Annotated in this window: 9 protein-coding genes; all 9 read left to right on the top strand. The window is 64.0% G+C overall.

Annotation, left to right across the window (positions count from 1 at the left end; genetic code table 11):
* Positions 1-12 precede the first annotated feature (12 nt).
* The 9 genes from WA950_RS21465 (at position 13) to glgX (ending at position 15,858) form a co-directional block, all read left to right on the top strand.
* A complete protein-coding gene (locus tag WA950_RS21465; protein ID WP_424553947.1) occupies positions 13-2,406 on the top strand; it encodes a circularly permuted type 2 ATP-grasp protein in 2,394 nt (797 codons plus the stop codon).
* A 22-nt stretch (positions 2,407-2,428) separates the two neighbouring features.
* Positions 2,429-3,316, top strand: coding sequence for a transglutaminase family protein (locus tag WA950_RS21470; protein WP_424553774.1), 888 nt, complete (start codon positions 2,429-2,431; stop codon positions 3,314-3,316).
* Between the two features lie 140 nt (positions 3,317-3,456).
* Positions 3,457-4,635 carry a pilus assembly protein TadG-related protein gene (locus tag WA950_RS21475; RefSeq protein ID WP_424553775.1) on the top strand — a complete coding sequence of 393 codons (1,179 nt, stop codon included), beginning with the start codon at positions 3,457-3,459 and terminating at the stop codon, positions 4,633-4,635.
* Between the two features lie 205 nt (positions 4,636-4,840).
* Positions 4,841-7,300, top strand: a complete 2,460-nt coding sequence (locus WA950_RS21480; RefSeq protein ID WP_424553776.1) for a glycogen/starch/alpha-glucan phosphorylase — start codon at positions 4,841-4,843, stop codon at positions 7,298-7,300.
* Positions 7,300-9,513, top strand: a complete 2,214-nt coding sequence (glgB, locus tag WA950_RS21485; protein ID WP_424553777.1) for a 1,4-alpha-glucan branching protein GlgB — start codon at positions 7,300-7,302, stop codon at positions 9,511-9,513. The genes WA950_RS21480 and glgB overlap by 1 nt, the downstream gene beginning before the upstream one ends.
* A 23-nt stretch (positions 9,514-9,536) precedes the next feature.
* Positions 9,537-10,799: a glucose-1-phosphate adenylyltransferase gene (gene glgC, locus WA950_RS21490; RefSeq protein ID WP_424553778.1), complete on the top strand. Its 1,263-nt coding sequence runs from the start codon at positions 9,537-9,539 to the stop codon at positions 10,797-10,799.
* A gap of 7 nt (positions 10,800-10,806) precedes the next feature.
* On the top strand, positions 10,807-12,246 hold the full coding sequence (gene glgA / locus WA950_RS21495; RefSeq protein WP_424553779.1) for a glycogen synthase GlgA: 1,440 nt from the start codon (positions 10,807-10,809) through the stop codon (positions 12,244-12,246).
* 5 nt (positions 12,247-12,251) lie between these two features.
* A complete protein-coding gene (locus tag WA950_RS21500) occupies positions 12,252-13,883 on the top strand; it encodes an alpha-D-glucose phosphate-specific phosphoglucomutase (RefSeq protein WP_424553780.1) in 1,632 nt (543 codons plus the stop codon).
* A 1-nt stretch (position 13,884) separates the two neighbouring features.
* The gene (gene glgX / locus WA950_RS21505; protein ID WP_424553781.1) at positions 13,885-15,858 is read left to right on the top strand and encodes a glycogen debranching protein GlgX; all 1,974 of its coding nucleotides are present in this window, start codon (positions 13,885-13,887) and stop codon (positions 15,856-15,858) included.

A 15,858-nucleotide genomic window follows, 5' to 3' on the forward strand; every position in this document is an offset into this window, starting at 1 on the left:
AAGACCACGACTGTGGAGGCGGGGCCGATCGAGGCGGGCACGGCGCAAACGCCGTCGCGCGGCTATGCGCCCCTTCCGGGCGTCGCCGACGAAATGGTCGATACGCATGGTGAGGTGCGTCCCGTCTGGCGGCATTTCCTCAAGGCGCTCGACCGGATGGACGAGACCGATCTTGCCGGTCGCTTCGCCCGCGCCGACCGGTATCTGCGCGATGCCGGCGTCATTTTCCGCGCCTATGGCAAGGAGGCCAGCACCGACCGCGCCTGGCCGCTCTCCCACATTCCCGTGCTGATCGACGAGGCGGAATGGGAAACCCTGTCGCGCGGCCTCGTCCAGCGCGCCGAACTGCTGGAAGCAGTCGTTGCCGATATCTACGGCAAGAACGAACTGGTGGCGAACGGCCTCCTGCCGCCCGCCTTCGTCGCCTCCAACAGCGAATTCCTGCGCCCGCTCGTCGGCGTGCGGCCGGCCGAACAGCATTTTCTGCATTTCATCTCCTTCGAGATCGGGCGCGGACCGGACGGCAACTGGTGGGTGCTTTCCGACCGCACGCAGGCGCCCTCCGGCGCCGGCTTCGCGCTGGAAAACCGCGTGGCGACGACCCGCGCCTTTTCCGACGTCTATGCCGAAACCCACGTCCACCGCCTAGCCGGCTTCTTCGGCGCCTTCCGCAGCACGCTGCAGGCGGGCAAGGCCGCCGATGACCGCATCGCCGTCCTGACGCCGGGCCTTGCCAACGAGACCTATTTCGAGCACGCCTATATCGCCCGCTATCTCGGTTTCATGCTGCTCGAAGGCGAGGACCTGACGGTGGTCGGCGGCAAGGTCATGGTGCGCACGGTCGCCGGCCTGAAGCCGGTCGGCGTGCTCTGGCGACGCCTCGACGCATCCTTCGCCGATCCGCTCGAGCTGAACCAGAACTCCCATATCGGCACGCCCGGCATGGTCGAGGCCCTGCGCTCCGGCTCCGTCACCTTCGTCAATGCGCTGGGCGCGGGCATCGTCGAAACGCGCGCCATGCTCGCCTTCCTGCCGAATATCTGCCGCCAGCTTCTCGGCGAGGACCAGCTGCTGCCGTCGGTCGCCACCTGGTGGTGCGGCCAGCAGAGCGAGCGCCACCATGTCGCGGCCAATATCGAGCACATGGTCATCGGCCCGGCCTATTCCACCCGCCCCTTCTTCGACGACAACGAACAATCAGTGCTGGGCTCAACGCTGCGCGACACGGCAAAACAGTCGATCACCGAGTGGCTCGATTCGGATGGCGCCAGGCTGGTCGGTCAGGAGGCGGTGACGCTCTCCACCACGCCCGCCTTCATCGACGGCAAGCTCGTGCCGCGACCGATGAGCCTGCGCGTCTTCGCCGCCCGCACCCGCGACGGCTGGCAGATCATGCCGGGCGGCTTTGCCCGTATCGGCGCAGGCGACAACGTCGCGGCCATCGCCATGCAGGAGGGCGGCTCGGCCGCCGACGTCTGGATCGTCTCTCGCAAGCCGGTCGAACGCACCTCGCTGCTTCCGGCCGAAGCGGTCTTCACCCGCAACCTGCCGGGCAGCCTGCCGAGCCGCGCCGCCGACAATCTCTTCTGGCTCGGCCGCTATATCGAGCGGGCGGAAGGGGCGCTGCGTATCCTGCGCGCCTGGCACGGCCGCTATGCCGAATATGCCGATCCGGAACAGCCGCTGCTGAAGGATGTCAGCAGCTATCTCGACGCGCTCGACATCGACACGTCGGAAGCGGTGCCGACGAGCCTCATCCGCAACATTGACAGCGCCGTCTTTTCCGCCAGCAACATTCGCGATCGCTTCTCGCCAGACGGCTGGTTGGCGCTGAACGACCTGTCGAAGACCGCCCGCCGCTTCCACACCAGCATCCAGGCGGGCGACGACGCGACGCGCGCCATGACGGTGCTGCTGCGCAAGCTCGCCGGTTTCGCCGGCCTCGTGCATGAGAACATGTACCGCTTCACCGGCTGGCGCTTCCTGTCGATCGGGCGCTATCTGGAACGCGGCCTGCACATGACCCGCCTGCTCGGCCACATGTCCGGCGAAGACGCTCCGGACGGTGCGCTCGACATGCTGCTGGAGATCGGCGACAGCGTGATGACCCACCGCCGCCGCTACAACGTGGCGACGGCGCGCCTCACCGTCACCGACCTTCTGGCCCTCGATGCGCTCAATCCGCGCTCGATCCTCTACCAGCTCAACGAGATCAAGAACGAGGTAGAGCAATTGCCGAACGCCTATGCCAACGGCCAGATGTCACCCTTCTACCGCGAGGCCATGCGGCTGCATGCGGGGCTGGCGGTAATGACGCCCGAAACCATGACGGATGCGGTCTACGGGCATTTCGAGGCGGAACTCGAAAAGCTGTCCGACATTCTCGCCAAGACCTATCTCAGCTGAACGAAAGGGAGGTGCTGCGACCATGCTCTACGACGTCAACCTCCATATCAGCTATCTCTACGACACGCCGGTTTCCGGCGGTCGGCATATCGTGCGCGTGCTGCCGCTCTCCATTGGCGGGCGCCAGCGGCTCGTTGCCGGCACTGTCGGCCTGACCCCCGGTCCGAGCGAGCGGGTCGATCACCACGACTTCTTCGAAAACCCGATGAGCGCCGTCCTGTTCCGCAATGCGCACGAGCAGCTGGATATCCGCATGCAGGCGCGCGTCCATGTCGACATGCCGGAGCAAGCCGCCGATTTCTCGCCGCGCGCTGGCGACCTGCCGGCAGACATCGCCGGCTACTGGTCGCTCGATGCCGGCTCGCCGCATCACTATACCGGGCCGAGCCCGCGGCTGGTGGAATGCCCCGACATTGCCGACTATGCCCGCGCAATCGCAAAGCCCGACATGACGGTCCGCGCCATCGCGACAGCCATCTGCGCCCGCATCCACAAGGATTTCACCTACGACCCGAAGGCGACCAGCGTCGACACGACCCCGCGCGAGGCCTTCAAGCTGAAGCGCGGCGTCTGCCAGGATTTTGCCCATGTGATGATCGTGGCGCTTCGCAGCCTCGGCATTCCGGCCGGCTATGTCAGCGGATTCCTGCGCACCATTCCGCCGCCGGGCAAGGAGCGGCTGGAAGGCGCGGACGCCATGCATGCCTGGGTGCGCTACTGGGGCGGCCGGGTGAACGGCTGGATGGAACTCGACCCGACCAACGACATTCCCGCCGGCACCGACCATATCGTCGTCGCCTACGGCCGCGACTATGCCGACGTGGCGCCGGTCATCGGCGTGCTCAAGGGCTACGGCCAGCACAAGACGACCCAGGCCGTCGACGTCATCCCCGTCCAGCAAGCACAGTAGGTTCCCGTTTGGAAACAGCGCAGGCCCCGGGACACCGGGATCGGTGCAGTTTTACGAAAACTATACCACGCGCCCGAACCGTTGAATAACACTTCGCTGGTAGCTTCCACCCACATTATGACGATGGTGGGTGAGGTCTCATGAAGACGATGGCGGAAAAAAATGCTTTGCTGTCCCGGCTCCGGAAGGACCGCCGCGGCAATTTCGCAATGATGGCGGCCATCGCCGTGCCGATCATCCTCGGCGCCGGCGGTTTTGCCATGGATCTCACCAACATGGTGCTCGCCAAGGCCGAACTTCAGGACGCCGCGGACAGCGCTGCCATCGCTGCAGCGTCTGCCCTCGCAAGCGATGGCAAAAGCATAGACGAAGCCAGGGTCATCGCGGCCGCCTTCATGAAAACACAGCTCTCTGGCAGCAGGGTATTCACCTGGGGCAAGGACGGCATTCCAACCCCGTCAATCGAGATCACGCAAGAGACGACGGCCGGGGTTGGAAAGACCTTCAAGGTGGCGGTCGTTACATCAGGAAGTCTTGAATTCACGCCGCTCACAAAACTGATGGGTTTCAACTCCACAACCCTTAACGCCAGCAGCTCCACCGAGAGCGCGACGGAATCCAAGAACGCGCTGTCGATGTACCTTGCACTCGACCAATCCGGCTCGATGCTGGCCAACACCAACGAGTTGAACACCGCCGTCACCGGCAGATGCGAACAGTTCAACGAGAGCGGCACAAGCATCGGAAAAAAGTCGCCCTGCTACATCAAGAAGATCGAAGCGCTTCAAATCGCCGCCACCAGCCTCTTCAATCAGTTGAACAAAGCGGACCCGAACACCAAATTCGTGCGCACGGCAACCGCTTCCTATAACAGCAGCCTGGTCAAGTCCTACGAACTGGCCTGGGGCACCACCGCCGCCCAGAAACAGGTGGATGCGCTTAAGGGCGGCGGCGGCACCAGTTCGACGGGTGCCATGAACGCGGCCTATACCAAGTTGAGCGCCGACACTGAGCAGAACGAACACAAGCTGAAGAACGGCCAGGTTCCTACCAAATACATCATCCTGATGACGGACGGTAATAACAACAACACGTCGGACGACGGCGCGACCGAGACGATCTGCAAAAACGCGAAGGATGCGAAAATGGAGGTATACGGCGTCGCCTTCATGGCGCCGGCGCGCGGCCAGAAGCTGCTCAAGGCGTGCGTTTCCTCGCCGGAAAACTACTTCGCCGCCGAAAAGATGAGCGAACTCGTCGATGCCTTCAAGGCCATCGGCGACAGAGCGTCTGCCATAGTGGCGCGCGTGACCCGCTGACATCTGAAAGCAGGACAAATTTTGAACCCGCTGCGCCTCGCGCGGCGGGTTTTTTATCGCCTTCAGTGTATTTCAGGCATGCCGAAAATGCATGGACCCTTTCTTGAAAAGGCGTATTGCAAGCGCTTCGGATAGATGCATAAATTGATTTAAACGCTATTTCGCCAGAGCGAACACAGGCAATGCAAGAGGCATAAGTTCACCGATGATGAACCGGGTAACCAACAACGACCTCGCGCCCGCCCCCCGGTCATCGGACCGAGAACAGCTTGCAACCGAGTTGCTGGAACGCCTGAAATACCGCATCGGCAAGGATCCGAAAGTCGCCAAGCCGCATGACTGGCTGACGGCCGCCATCCTGGTTGCGCGCGACCGCGTCACCGACAAGTGGATGGACTCCACGCGCCGCACCTATGCCACCGGCGCAAAGCGCGTCTACTATCTCTCTCTCGAATTCCTCATCGGCCGCCTGATGCGCGATGCCATGACGAATATCGGTATCCTCGAAGAGATGCGCCATGCGCTGGCCTCGCTCGGCGTCGATCTCGACGTCATCGCCGAACTGGAGCCGGATGCGGCGCTCGGCAATGGCGGCCTGGGCCGCCTGGCCGCCTGTTTCATGGAGAGCATGGCGACGGTGGACGTGCCGGCCTATGGCTACGGCATCCGCTACGTACACGGCCTCTTCCGCCAGCAGATGGCCGACGGCTGGCAGGTCGAACTGCCGGAAACCTGGCTGGCGCATGGCAATCCCTGGGAATTCGAGCGCCGGGAAAGCTCCTACGAGGTCGGCTTCGGCGGCGCGGTCGAGACGATCAATATCGGCGAAGACAAGCAGCGTTTCGTCTGGAAACCGGCCGAACGGGTCATCGCGACCGCCTACGATACGCCGGCCGTCGGCTGGCGGGCAAAGCGCGTCAACACGCTGCGCCTGTGGGCCGCCAATCCGATCGATCCGATTCTGCTCGAAGCCTTCAATGCCGGCGACCACATCGGCGCGCTGAAGGAAAGCAACAAGGCCGAGAGCCTGACGCGCGTCCTCTACCCGGCTGATGCGACCTCCGCTGGCCAGGAACTGCGGCTGCGCCAGGAATTCTTCTTCTGCTCCGCCTCGCTGCAGGACATCCTGCGCCGCCATCTCCAGCAATATCCCGACTTCACCTCCCTGCCGGATGCGGTCGCGATCCAGCTCAACGATACCCACCCGGCGGTTTCCGTCGCCGAGCTTGTGCGCCTCCTCACCGATCTGCACGGCCTTGATTTCGACAGCGCCTGGGACATTGCGCGCCGCACCTTCGCCTACACCAACCACACGCTCCTGCCGGAAGCGCTGGAAAGCTGGCCGGTGCCGCTGTTCGAGCGCCTGCTGCCCCGTCACATGCAGATCGTCTACGCGATCAATGCGAAAATCCTCATCGAGGCGCGCAAGGAAAAGGGCTTCGAGGACCAGCGTATCCGCAACATCTCGCTGATCGAGGAATCGGGCGAGCGGCGGGTGCGCATGGGAAACCTCGCCTTCGTCGGCTCGCATTCGATCAACGGCGTGTCGGCGCTGCACACCGAACTGATGAAGGAAACGGTCTTCGCCGACCTGCACACCCTCTATCCCGACCGCATCAACAACAAGACGAACGGCATCACGCCGCGCCGCTGGCTGATGCAATGCAATCCGGGCCTGTTCGAGCTGATCCGCGAAGCGATCGGCGATGCCTTCGTCGACGATGCCGAGGCGCTGAAGGCGCTCGACGCCTTTGCCGACAACACGGATTTCCAGGAACGCTTTGCCGCCATCAAGCGGGCGAACAAGAACCGTCTCGCCAACCTCATCGGCAGTCGCATGGGCGTGCGCATCGACCCGACGGCGATGTTCGACATCCACATCAAGCGTATCCACGAATACAAGCGCCAGCTCCTCAACATCATCGAGGCCGTGGCGCTCTACGACCAGATCCGCTCGCACCCCGAGCTCGACTGGGTGCCGCGCGTAAAAATCTTCGCGGGCAAGGCGGCGCCGAGCTACCACAATGCCAAGCTGATCATCAAACTTGCCAATGACGTGGCACGGGTGATCAACAACGACCCGGCCGTGCGGGGCCTGCTGAAGATCGTCTTCGTGCCGAACTACAACGTCTCGCTCGCCGAGATCATGGTGCCCGCCGCCGACCTATCCGAGCAGATTTCGACGGCCGGCATGGAGGCTTCGGGAACCGGCAACATGAAATTCGCGCTGAACGGCGCGCTGACGATCGGCACTCTCGACGGGGCCAATGTCGAGATGCGCGACCATGTCGGCGAAGAGAACATCGTGATTTTCGGCATGACCGCCGAAGAGGTGGCAAAGGTCCGCGCCGACGGGCACAATCCGCGCGCCATCATCGAGCAGTCACGGGAACTGTCGCAGGCGCTTGCCGCCATTTCTTCCGGCGTCTTCTCCCCGGATGACCGCAACCGCTTCGCCGGCCTTGTCGACGGCATCTACAATCACGACTGGTTTATGGTGGCGGCCGACTTCGACGCCTATTCGCGAGCCCAGCGCGATGTCGATGCCATCTGGAACGACAAGCCGTCCTGGTACTCCAAGACGATCCGGAATACCGCCCGCATGGGCTGGTTCTCCTCCGACCGCACCATTCGCCAATACGCCAAGGAAATCTGGAGGGCCTGATGACCGCACCGCCAAAAAAAGGCACGACGGATCAACCGTCAGAGCTTCTGGCGAGGGCGGACATCGACGCGATTTTGGAAAGCCGGCACCCGGACCCCTTCTCGGTGCTCGGCCTCCAGGCGGCTGGTGACAAATATGTCGCCCGCTGCTTCCTGCCCGGCGCGGCCGAGGTCACGGCGGAAACATTGACCGGCAAGGAGATCGGCGCGCTGACGCAACTCGATCCGGCCGGCATTTTTGCCGGAGAGGTCTCCGTCCGGAAGCTTCAGCCGATCCGCTACCGCGCCCGCAACGAGGGCGGCGAGTGGATTGTCTTCGATCCCTACAGCTTCGGTCCGGTGCTCGGCCCGATGGACGACTACTATATCCGGGAAGGCTCGCACCTGCGCCTCTTCGACAAGCTGGGCGCCCATCCGATGACGCTCGACGGCATCGACGGCTTCCACTTCGCGGTCTGGGCTCCGAATGCCAAGCGCGTCTCCATCGTCGGCGACTTCAACGAATGGGACGGCCGGCGCAACCCGATGCGGCTGCGCCGCGACACCGGCATCTGGGAAATCTTCCTGCCCGGCATCACCGAGGGCCGCATCTACAAATACGAGATCGTCGGCATCGACGACGAGGTGCTGCCGCTGAAGGCAGACCCCTTCGCCCGCCGTTCGGAACTGCGCCCTGACAATGCATCGATCACGACGGGGCCGATTGCGCAGGAATGGGAAGACGCGGCGCATCTTGCCCATTGGGGCTCCGTCGATGCGCGCCGCCAGCCGATCTCGATCTACGAGGTCCATGCCGGCTCCTGGCAAAAGCACGGGGATGGCGCCTTCCTGAACTGGGACGAGCTTGCCGACCGGCTCATCCCCTACTGCGTCGACATGGGCTTCACCCATATCGAGTTCCTGCCGATCTCGGAATTTCCTTACGACCCCTCCTGGGGCTACCAGACGACCGGCCTCTATTCGCCGACCGCCCGCTTCGGCGAGCCGGAAGGCTTCGCCCGCTTCGTCAACGGCTGCCACAAGGTCGGCATCGGCGTCATCCTCGACTGGGTGCCGGCGCATTTCCCCACCGATGCGCATGGCCTGCGCCACTTCGATGGAACCGCGCTCTACGAGCACGAAGACCCGCGCAAAGGGTTCCACCCGGACTGGAACACGGCGATCTACAATTTCGGCCGCGCCGAGGTTCTCGCCTATCTCGTCAACAACGCGCTCTACTGGGCGGAGAAGTTCCATCTCGACGGCCTGCGCGTCGATGCTGTCGCCTCTATGCTCTACCTCGATTATTCGCGCGAGCATGGCGAGTGGATCCCGAACGAATATGGCGGCAACGAGAACCTGGAAGCCGTGCGTTTCCTGCAATCGATGAACAGCCATGTCTATGCCGCCCATCCCGGCATCCTGACGATCGCCGAGGAATCCACCTCCTGGCCGAAGGTTTCGCACCCTGTCCACGAAGGCGGGCTCGGCTTCGGCTTCAAGTGGAACATGGGCTTCATGCACGACACGCTGCAATATCTGTCGCGCGAGCCGGTGCATCGCAAGTTCCACCACAACGACATGACCTTCGGCCTGATCTATGCGTTCACGGAGAACTTCGTGCTGCCGCTGTCGCATGACGAGGTCGTGCACGGCAAGGGATCGCTGATCGCCAAGATGACCGGCGACGACTGGCAGAAATTCGCAAATCTCAGGGCCTACTACGGCTTCATGTGGGGCTATCCCGGCAAGAAGCTACTCTTCATGGGCCAGGAATTCGCCCAGTGGCAGGAATGGAGCGAGGCCCGTTCGCTCGACTGGAACCTGCTCGAATATCCGCTGCACGAGGGCATGCGCCGGCTCGTGCGCGACCTCAACGGCACCTATCGCCGCAAGGCCGCGCTGCACGCCCGCGACTGCGAGGGGGACGGCTTCGAGTGGCTCATCGCCGACGACCGCGAGAACTCGGTCTTCGCGTGGCTGCGCAAGGCGCCGGGAGAAAAGCCGATCGCCGTCGTCAGCAATTTCACCCCCGTCTACCGGGAAAACTACGGGGTACCGCTGCCGGTGGAGGGCCGGTGGCGGGAAATCCTCAACAGCGATGCGGAAATTTACGGCGGTAGCGGCAAGGGGAACGGCGGCACCGTACAGGCTAAGAAACAGGCAAACGGCAGAATCACGGCCAACATCACCCTGCCGCCGCTGGCGACACTGATGCTCGAGCTGGACGCATAATCGACAAGTCGGGAGGAGACACCATGGAGCAGAAGCGCAATCAACCCCTCGCCCGTGACGCGATGGCTTATGTTCTGGCGGGCGGACGCGGCAGTCGCCTCAAGGAACTGACCGACCGGCGCGCCAAGCCCGCGGTCTATTTCGGCGGCAAGGCGCGCATCATCGACTTTGCCCTTTCCAATGCGCTGAATTCCGGTATCCGCCGCATCGGCGTCGCCACCCAGTACAAGGCGCACTCGCTGATCCGCCACCTGCAGCGCGGCTGGAACTTCTTCCGCCCGGAACGGAACGAGAGCTTCGACATCCTGCCAGCCAGCCAGCGCGTGTCCGAGACGCAGTGGTATGAAGGCACCGCCGACGCGGTCTACCAGAACATCGACATCATCGAGGACTACGGCGTCGAATACATGGTCATCCTCGCCGGCGACCATATCTACAAGATGGACTACGAGCTGATGCTCCAGCAGCACGTGGATTCCGGCGCGCAGGTCACCATCGGCTGCCTTGAAGTCCCGCGCATGGAGGCGACCGGTTTCGGCGTCATGCATGTGGACGAGAAGGACCAGATCATCGCCTTCGTGGAAAAGCCCGACGACCCGCCGGCCATTCCGGGCAATCCGGACATGGCGCTCGCCTCCATGGGCATCTATGTCTTCCACACGAAGTTCCTGATGGACCTGCTGCGCCGCGACGCCGCCGACCCGACCTCCAGCCGCGACTTCGGCAAGGACATCATCCCCTATATCGTCGAGCACGGCAAAGCCGTCGCCCACCGCTTCACCGCCTCCTGCATCCGCTCCGACTTCGAGCGCGAAGCCTACTGGCGGGACGTCGGAACGGTCGATGCCTACTGGCAGGCCAATATCGACCTGACGCATATCACGCCCGAACTCGACATCTACGACAGCTCCTGGCCGATCTGGACCTTCGCCGAGATCAAGCCGCCGGCCAAGTTCGTGCACGACGACGACAATCGCCGCGGCTCGGCCACCTCCTCGCTCGTTTCAGGCGACTGCATCATTTCCGGCGCCTCGCTGAACCGCAGCCTGCTTTTCACCGGCGTTCGCGCCAATTCCTATTCCCGCCTCGAAGGCGCCGTCATCCTGCCTAATGTGATGATCGGCCGTCATGCCAATCTCAGGAACGTCGTCATCGATCGCGGCGTCATCATTCCAGAGGGCCTTATCGTCGGCGAGGACCCGGAACTCGACGCCAAGCGCTTCCGCCGCTCGGAGAACGGCGTCTGCCTCATTACTCAACCGATGATCGACAAGCTGGAGCTCTAGCCAAGACATGAAAATCCTTTCGGTGGCATCCGAAGTATTCCCGCTCATCAAGACGGGAGGCCTCGCCGACGTCGCCGGCGCATTGCCGATTGCGCTCGCCGGGCATGGGATGCACATGCGCACGCTCATGCCCGGTTATCCGGCGGTCATGCAGCGGCTGGCCAAGGGCGAAGTGGTCGCCACTTTCGAGGACCTGCTCGGCGAGCCGGCCCGCATCCTCGCAACGATGCACGAGGGTCTCGATATCCTCGTGCTCGATGCGCCCGGCTTTTTCGACCGTTCCGGCGGGCCCTATACGGACGCCACCGGCAAGGATTTCGTCGACAACTGGCGGCGTTTTGCAGCTCTCTCGCTGGCGGGGGCCGAAATCGCCCGCGGCCTCCTGCCCGACTGGCAGCCGGACATCGTGCACGCCCATGACTGGCAGGCGGCGATGACTGCGGTCTACATGCGCTATACCGGCCTCCAGCACATTCCCACCGTCGTCACGGTGCATAACCTTGCCTTCCAGGGCCAGTTCGGCGCAGACATCTTCCCCGAGCTTGGCCTGCCGCCGGCAGCCTATTCCGTCGACGGGCTCGAATATTACGGCGATGTCGGCTTCCTCAAGGGAGGCCTGCGCACGGCCTGGTCGATCACCACGGTCAGCCCCACCTATGCGCACGAGATCATGACGCCGGAATACGGCATGGGCCTTGAAGGCCTCATCATCGACCGTGCCTCCGATCTTGCCGGCATCGTCAACGGCATCGACACGGACGTCTGGAACCCCGAGACCGACACCCATATCGCCCGCCCATACGCCGCCGGCTCGCTCAGGCAGCGCGCGGTCAACCGGCGCGCCGTTGCCGAGCGGTTTGGCCTGGTTGACGACGACGGGCCGATCTTCTGCGTCATCAGCCGCCTCACCTGGCAGAAGGGCATCGACATCATCACCGAGGTCGCCGACTGGATCGTTGCGGAAGGCGGCAAGCTTGCCGTGCTCGGCTCCGGCGATCAGGGGCTGGAGGGCGCCTTGCTTGCCGCCTCCTCGCGCCATCGCGGCCGCATCGGCATCGTGATCGGGTACAACGAACCGTTGTCGCATCTCATGCAGGCCGGCGCCGACGCCATCCTCATTCCCTCGCGCTTCGAGCCCTGCGGCCTCACACAGCTCTATGGCCTGCGCTATGGCTGCGTGCCGGTCGTCGCGCGTACCGGCGGCCTTGCCGATACCGTGATCGACGCAAACGAGGCCGCCCTTGCCGCCCGCGTCGCTACGGGCTTCCAGTTCACGCCGATCAATACCGAGGGCCTGCGCCTGGCGCTGCGCCGGGTCTTCAAGGCCTGGCGCGAGCCAAAAATATGGGCACGCCTGCAGAACCAGGGCATGAAGTCCGACGTTTCCTGGGAAAACAGCGCCGCACGCTACGCCGACCTCTATTCCAGCCTAATTTCGCGAGTATGACGCCGATGACCATCAAGACCGTAACGACCACGCCTTATACCGACCAGAAGCCGGGCACTTCGGGCCTGCGCAAGAAGGTCCCCGTCTTCCAGCAGAAGAACTATGCGGAGAACTTCATCCAGGCGATCTTCGATTCCCTCGAAGGGTTTGAGGGCCAGACGCTGGTGATCGGCGGCGACGGCCGGTACTACAACCGCGACGTCATCCAGCTCGCCGTCAAGATGGCCGCCGCCAACGGCTTCGGCCGCGTGCTCGTCGGCCGCGGCGGCATTCTCTCGACGCCCGCCGCCTCCAACGTCATCCGCAAACACAAGGCCTTCGGCGGCATCGTGCTTTCGGCCAGCCACAATCCCGGCGGGCCGACGGAAGACTTCGGTATCAAGTACAATATCGGCAATGGCGGCCCTGCGCCGGAAAAGATCACCGACGCCATCTTCGCCCGCACCACATCGATCGACAGCTACAAGATCGCCGAGGTCGGGGATGTGAACCTCGACCACGAGGGCACGCAGGAGATCGAAGGCATGACGGTCACCGTCATCGACCCGGTCTCCGACTATGCCGAGCTGATGGAACAGCTCTTCGACTTCGCCGCCATCCGCAGGCTGCTTGCAGGCGGTTTCCGCGTCGTCTTCGACGCGATGAGCGCCGTCACCGGCCCCTATGCCAAGGAAATCCTGGAAAACCGCCTCGGCGCCACCAAGGGTTCCGTGCTAAACTTCATGCCGCTGCCCGATTTCGGCGGCCATCATCCCGACCCCAACCTCGTGCATGCCCGCGCGCTGTACGAAACGATGATGGCCGACGACGCCCCGGACCTCGGCGCGGCCTCGGACGGCGACGGCGACCGCAACCTCATCATCGGCAAGGGCATCTTCGTGACGCCCTCCGACAGCCTCGCGCTGCTGGCCGCAAACGCCCATCTCGCCCCCGGCTATGCCGCAGGCCTTGCCGGCATCGCCCGCTCCATGCCGACAAGCGGGGCGGCCGACCGGGTCGCCGAAAAGCTCGGTATCGGCATCTATGAAACGCCGACCGGCTGGAAATTCTTCGGCAACCTGCTCGACGCCGGCCTCGCCACGATTTGCGGCGAGGAAAGCGCCGGCACCGGCTCCGACCATGTGCGCGAGAAGGACGGCCTCTGGGCGGTGCTGCTCTGGCTCAACATCCTCGCCGTTCGCAAGGAAGGCGTGCTCGACATCGTCCGCCAGCATTGGGCGACCTACGGGCGCAACTACTATTCCCGCCACGACTACGAGGAAGTCGATACCGACGCGGCGAACGGCCTGATCGCGAACCTGCGCGCTCAGCTGCCCACCCTGCCCGGCAAGAGCTTCGGCGCCCTCAAGGTCGAAACCGCCGACGATTTTGCCTATAGCGACCCGGTCGATCACTCGGTCAGCAAGAACCAGGGCGTGCGCATTCTCTTCGAAGGCGGCTCGCGCGTCGTCTTCCGCCTCTCCGGCACCGGCACGTCAGGCGCGACGCTGCGTGTCTATATCGAGCGCTTCGAACCGGACGCCGCCCGCCACGACCTCGACACGCAGGAAGCGCTTGCCGACCTCATCGCGGTCGCCGACGAAATCGCCGGCATCAAGAGCCGGACCGGCCGCACCGCGCCGAGCGTGATCACCTGAGATGAGCATCACCGCCCCCTCCTTCGCGCCGGGCGCCACGCTTTCTGGGGACGGGGTGGAGTTCTCGGTCTATTCGCACGACGCCGCCCGCGTCGAACTTTGCCTGTTCGACGGCGTCGGCGACAGGGAACTCGCCCGCCTCACCATGGGGCGGGACGAGAGCGGCTTCCACCGTGTCTTCGTCGAGGGCGCGGCGGCCGGCACGCGCTACGGTTTTCGCGCGGACGGCGTCTATTCGCCGGAGCACGGCCTCTGGTTCGATCCGGCAAAGCTGCTGGTCGACCCCTATGCCAGGGAACTCGACCGCCGCTTCGTGCATGACGGCCGGCTGGCGGTCTTCGGTGTCGAAACGGCGGATATCGTGCCGAAGGCGATCGTCACCCAAGACCGGCCGGTGACCGTCAGGCCACCGCTCTTTCGTGCAGGCGGCTTCATTTACGAAATCGCTGTGCGCGCCTTCACCATGCTGCATCCCGATGTGCCGGAGGCAATGCGCGGCACCGTCAGGGCGCTCGCCCATCCCGCCGTGCTTGCCCACCTCAAGCACCTCGGCGTCGATGCGGTGGAACTGATGCCGATCACCGCCTGGATCGACGAGCGCCACCTGCCGCCGCTCGGCCTTTCCAACAGCTGGGGCTATAACCCGATCGCCTTGATGGCGCTCGATCCGCGCCTCGTGCCCGGCGGCATGAAGGAACTCGCCGATACGGTCGCGGCGCTGCGGGCGGAAGGCATCGGTGTCATTCTCGACCTCGTTTTCAACCATTCCGGCGAGAGCGACCGCCACGGCGCGACGCTCTCCATGCGCGGCCTCGACAATCTCACTTATTATCGCCGCGTGCCGGACCGGCCGGGCGAGCTGATCAACGATACCGGCTGCGGCAACACCATTGCCGGCGAACATCCGGTCGTGCGTCAGCTCGTGCTCGACAGCCTGCGCCATTTCGTGCGCCATGCCGGCGTCGACGGCTTCCGCTTCGACCTTGCCACCATTCTCGGCCGCGAGGAGAACGGCTTTTCCGCCCGCGCGGTCCTGCTGTCCGAAATCTGCGCCGACCCGTTGCTGAAGGACCGCGTGCTCATCGCCGAGCCCTGGGATATCGGCCCCGGCGGCTACCAGCTCGGCAATTTCCCCGCGCCCTTCCTCGAATGGAACGACCGTTTCCGCGACGACAGCCGCATGTTCTGGCGCGGCGACAGCCACATGCTGGGCGCTTTCATCACCGCCTTCGCCGGTTCCGTCGACATCTTCTCCCGCGACAGCGACGAACGCACGCGCTCGGTCAACTTCCTCGCCGCCCATGACGGCTTCACGCTGATGGACCTCGTTTCGCACAAGGCCAAGCACAACGAGGCGAACGGCGAGGACAACCGCGACGGCCACAACGAGAACCATTCCTGGAACAATGGCGCGGAGGGCGCCACCACGGACGGCGCGGTGCTCCTGGCCCGCCGCGCGGATGTGAAGGCGCTGCTTTCCAGCCTCTTCCTCTCACGCGGCACGGTGATGCTGTCAGCGGGCGACGAGGGCGGGCGGAGCCAGCGGGGCAATAACAATGCCTATTGCCAGGACAATGCCATCACCTGGCTGCACTGGGACAGGCTGGACGAAGGCCTGATCGAGCACAGCGCCATGCTGTCGGCGATCCGCAAGCGCTTTCCCGCGCTCGGCGAGACGGCCTTTTTTACGGGCGCGGGCGATGTCGAATGGCTGACGCTTGCCGGCAGCCCGATGACGGTCGCGGACTGGGAAGCCCCTTTCGCCGGCACCCTGCTGGTGGTGTTGAAGACGCCGGATCTCGAGCAGCGGCGCATCGTGCATCTTGCGATCGCCATCAACCGCACCCATGCTGAACAGGCGCTTGCCTTGCCCCTGCGGGATAGGCGAAACTGGGCGAGCCTGCTGTCCGTCAATCACCCCGCGGCCGGCATGCTTCATCCACGTTCCGTCGAGATTTTTGTCGAAAAGTACTGA

Origin of the sequence: Shinella sp., assembly GCF_049651085.1 — a bacterium.
Taxonomy (GTDB): domain Bacteria; phylum Pseudomonadota; class Alphaproteobacteria; order Rhizobiales; family Rhizobiaceae; genus Shinella.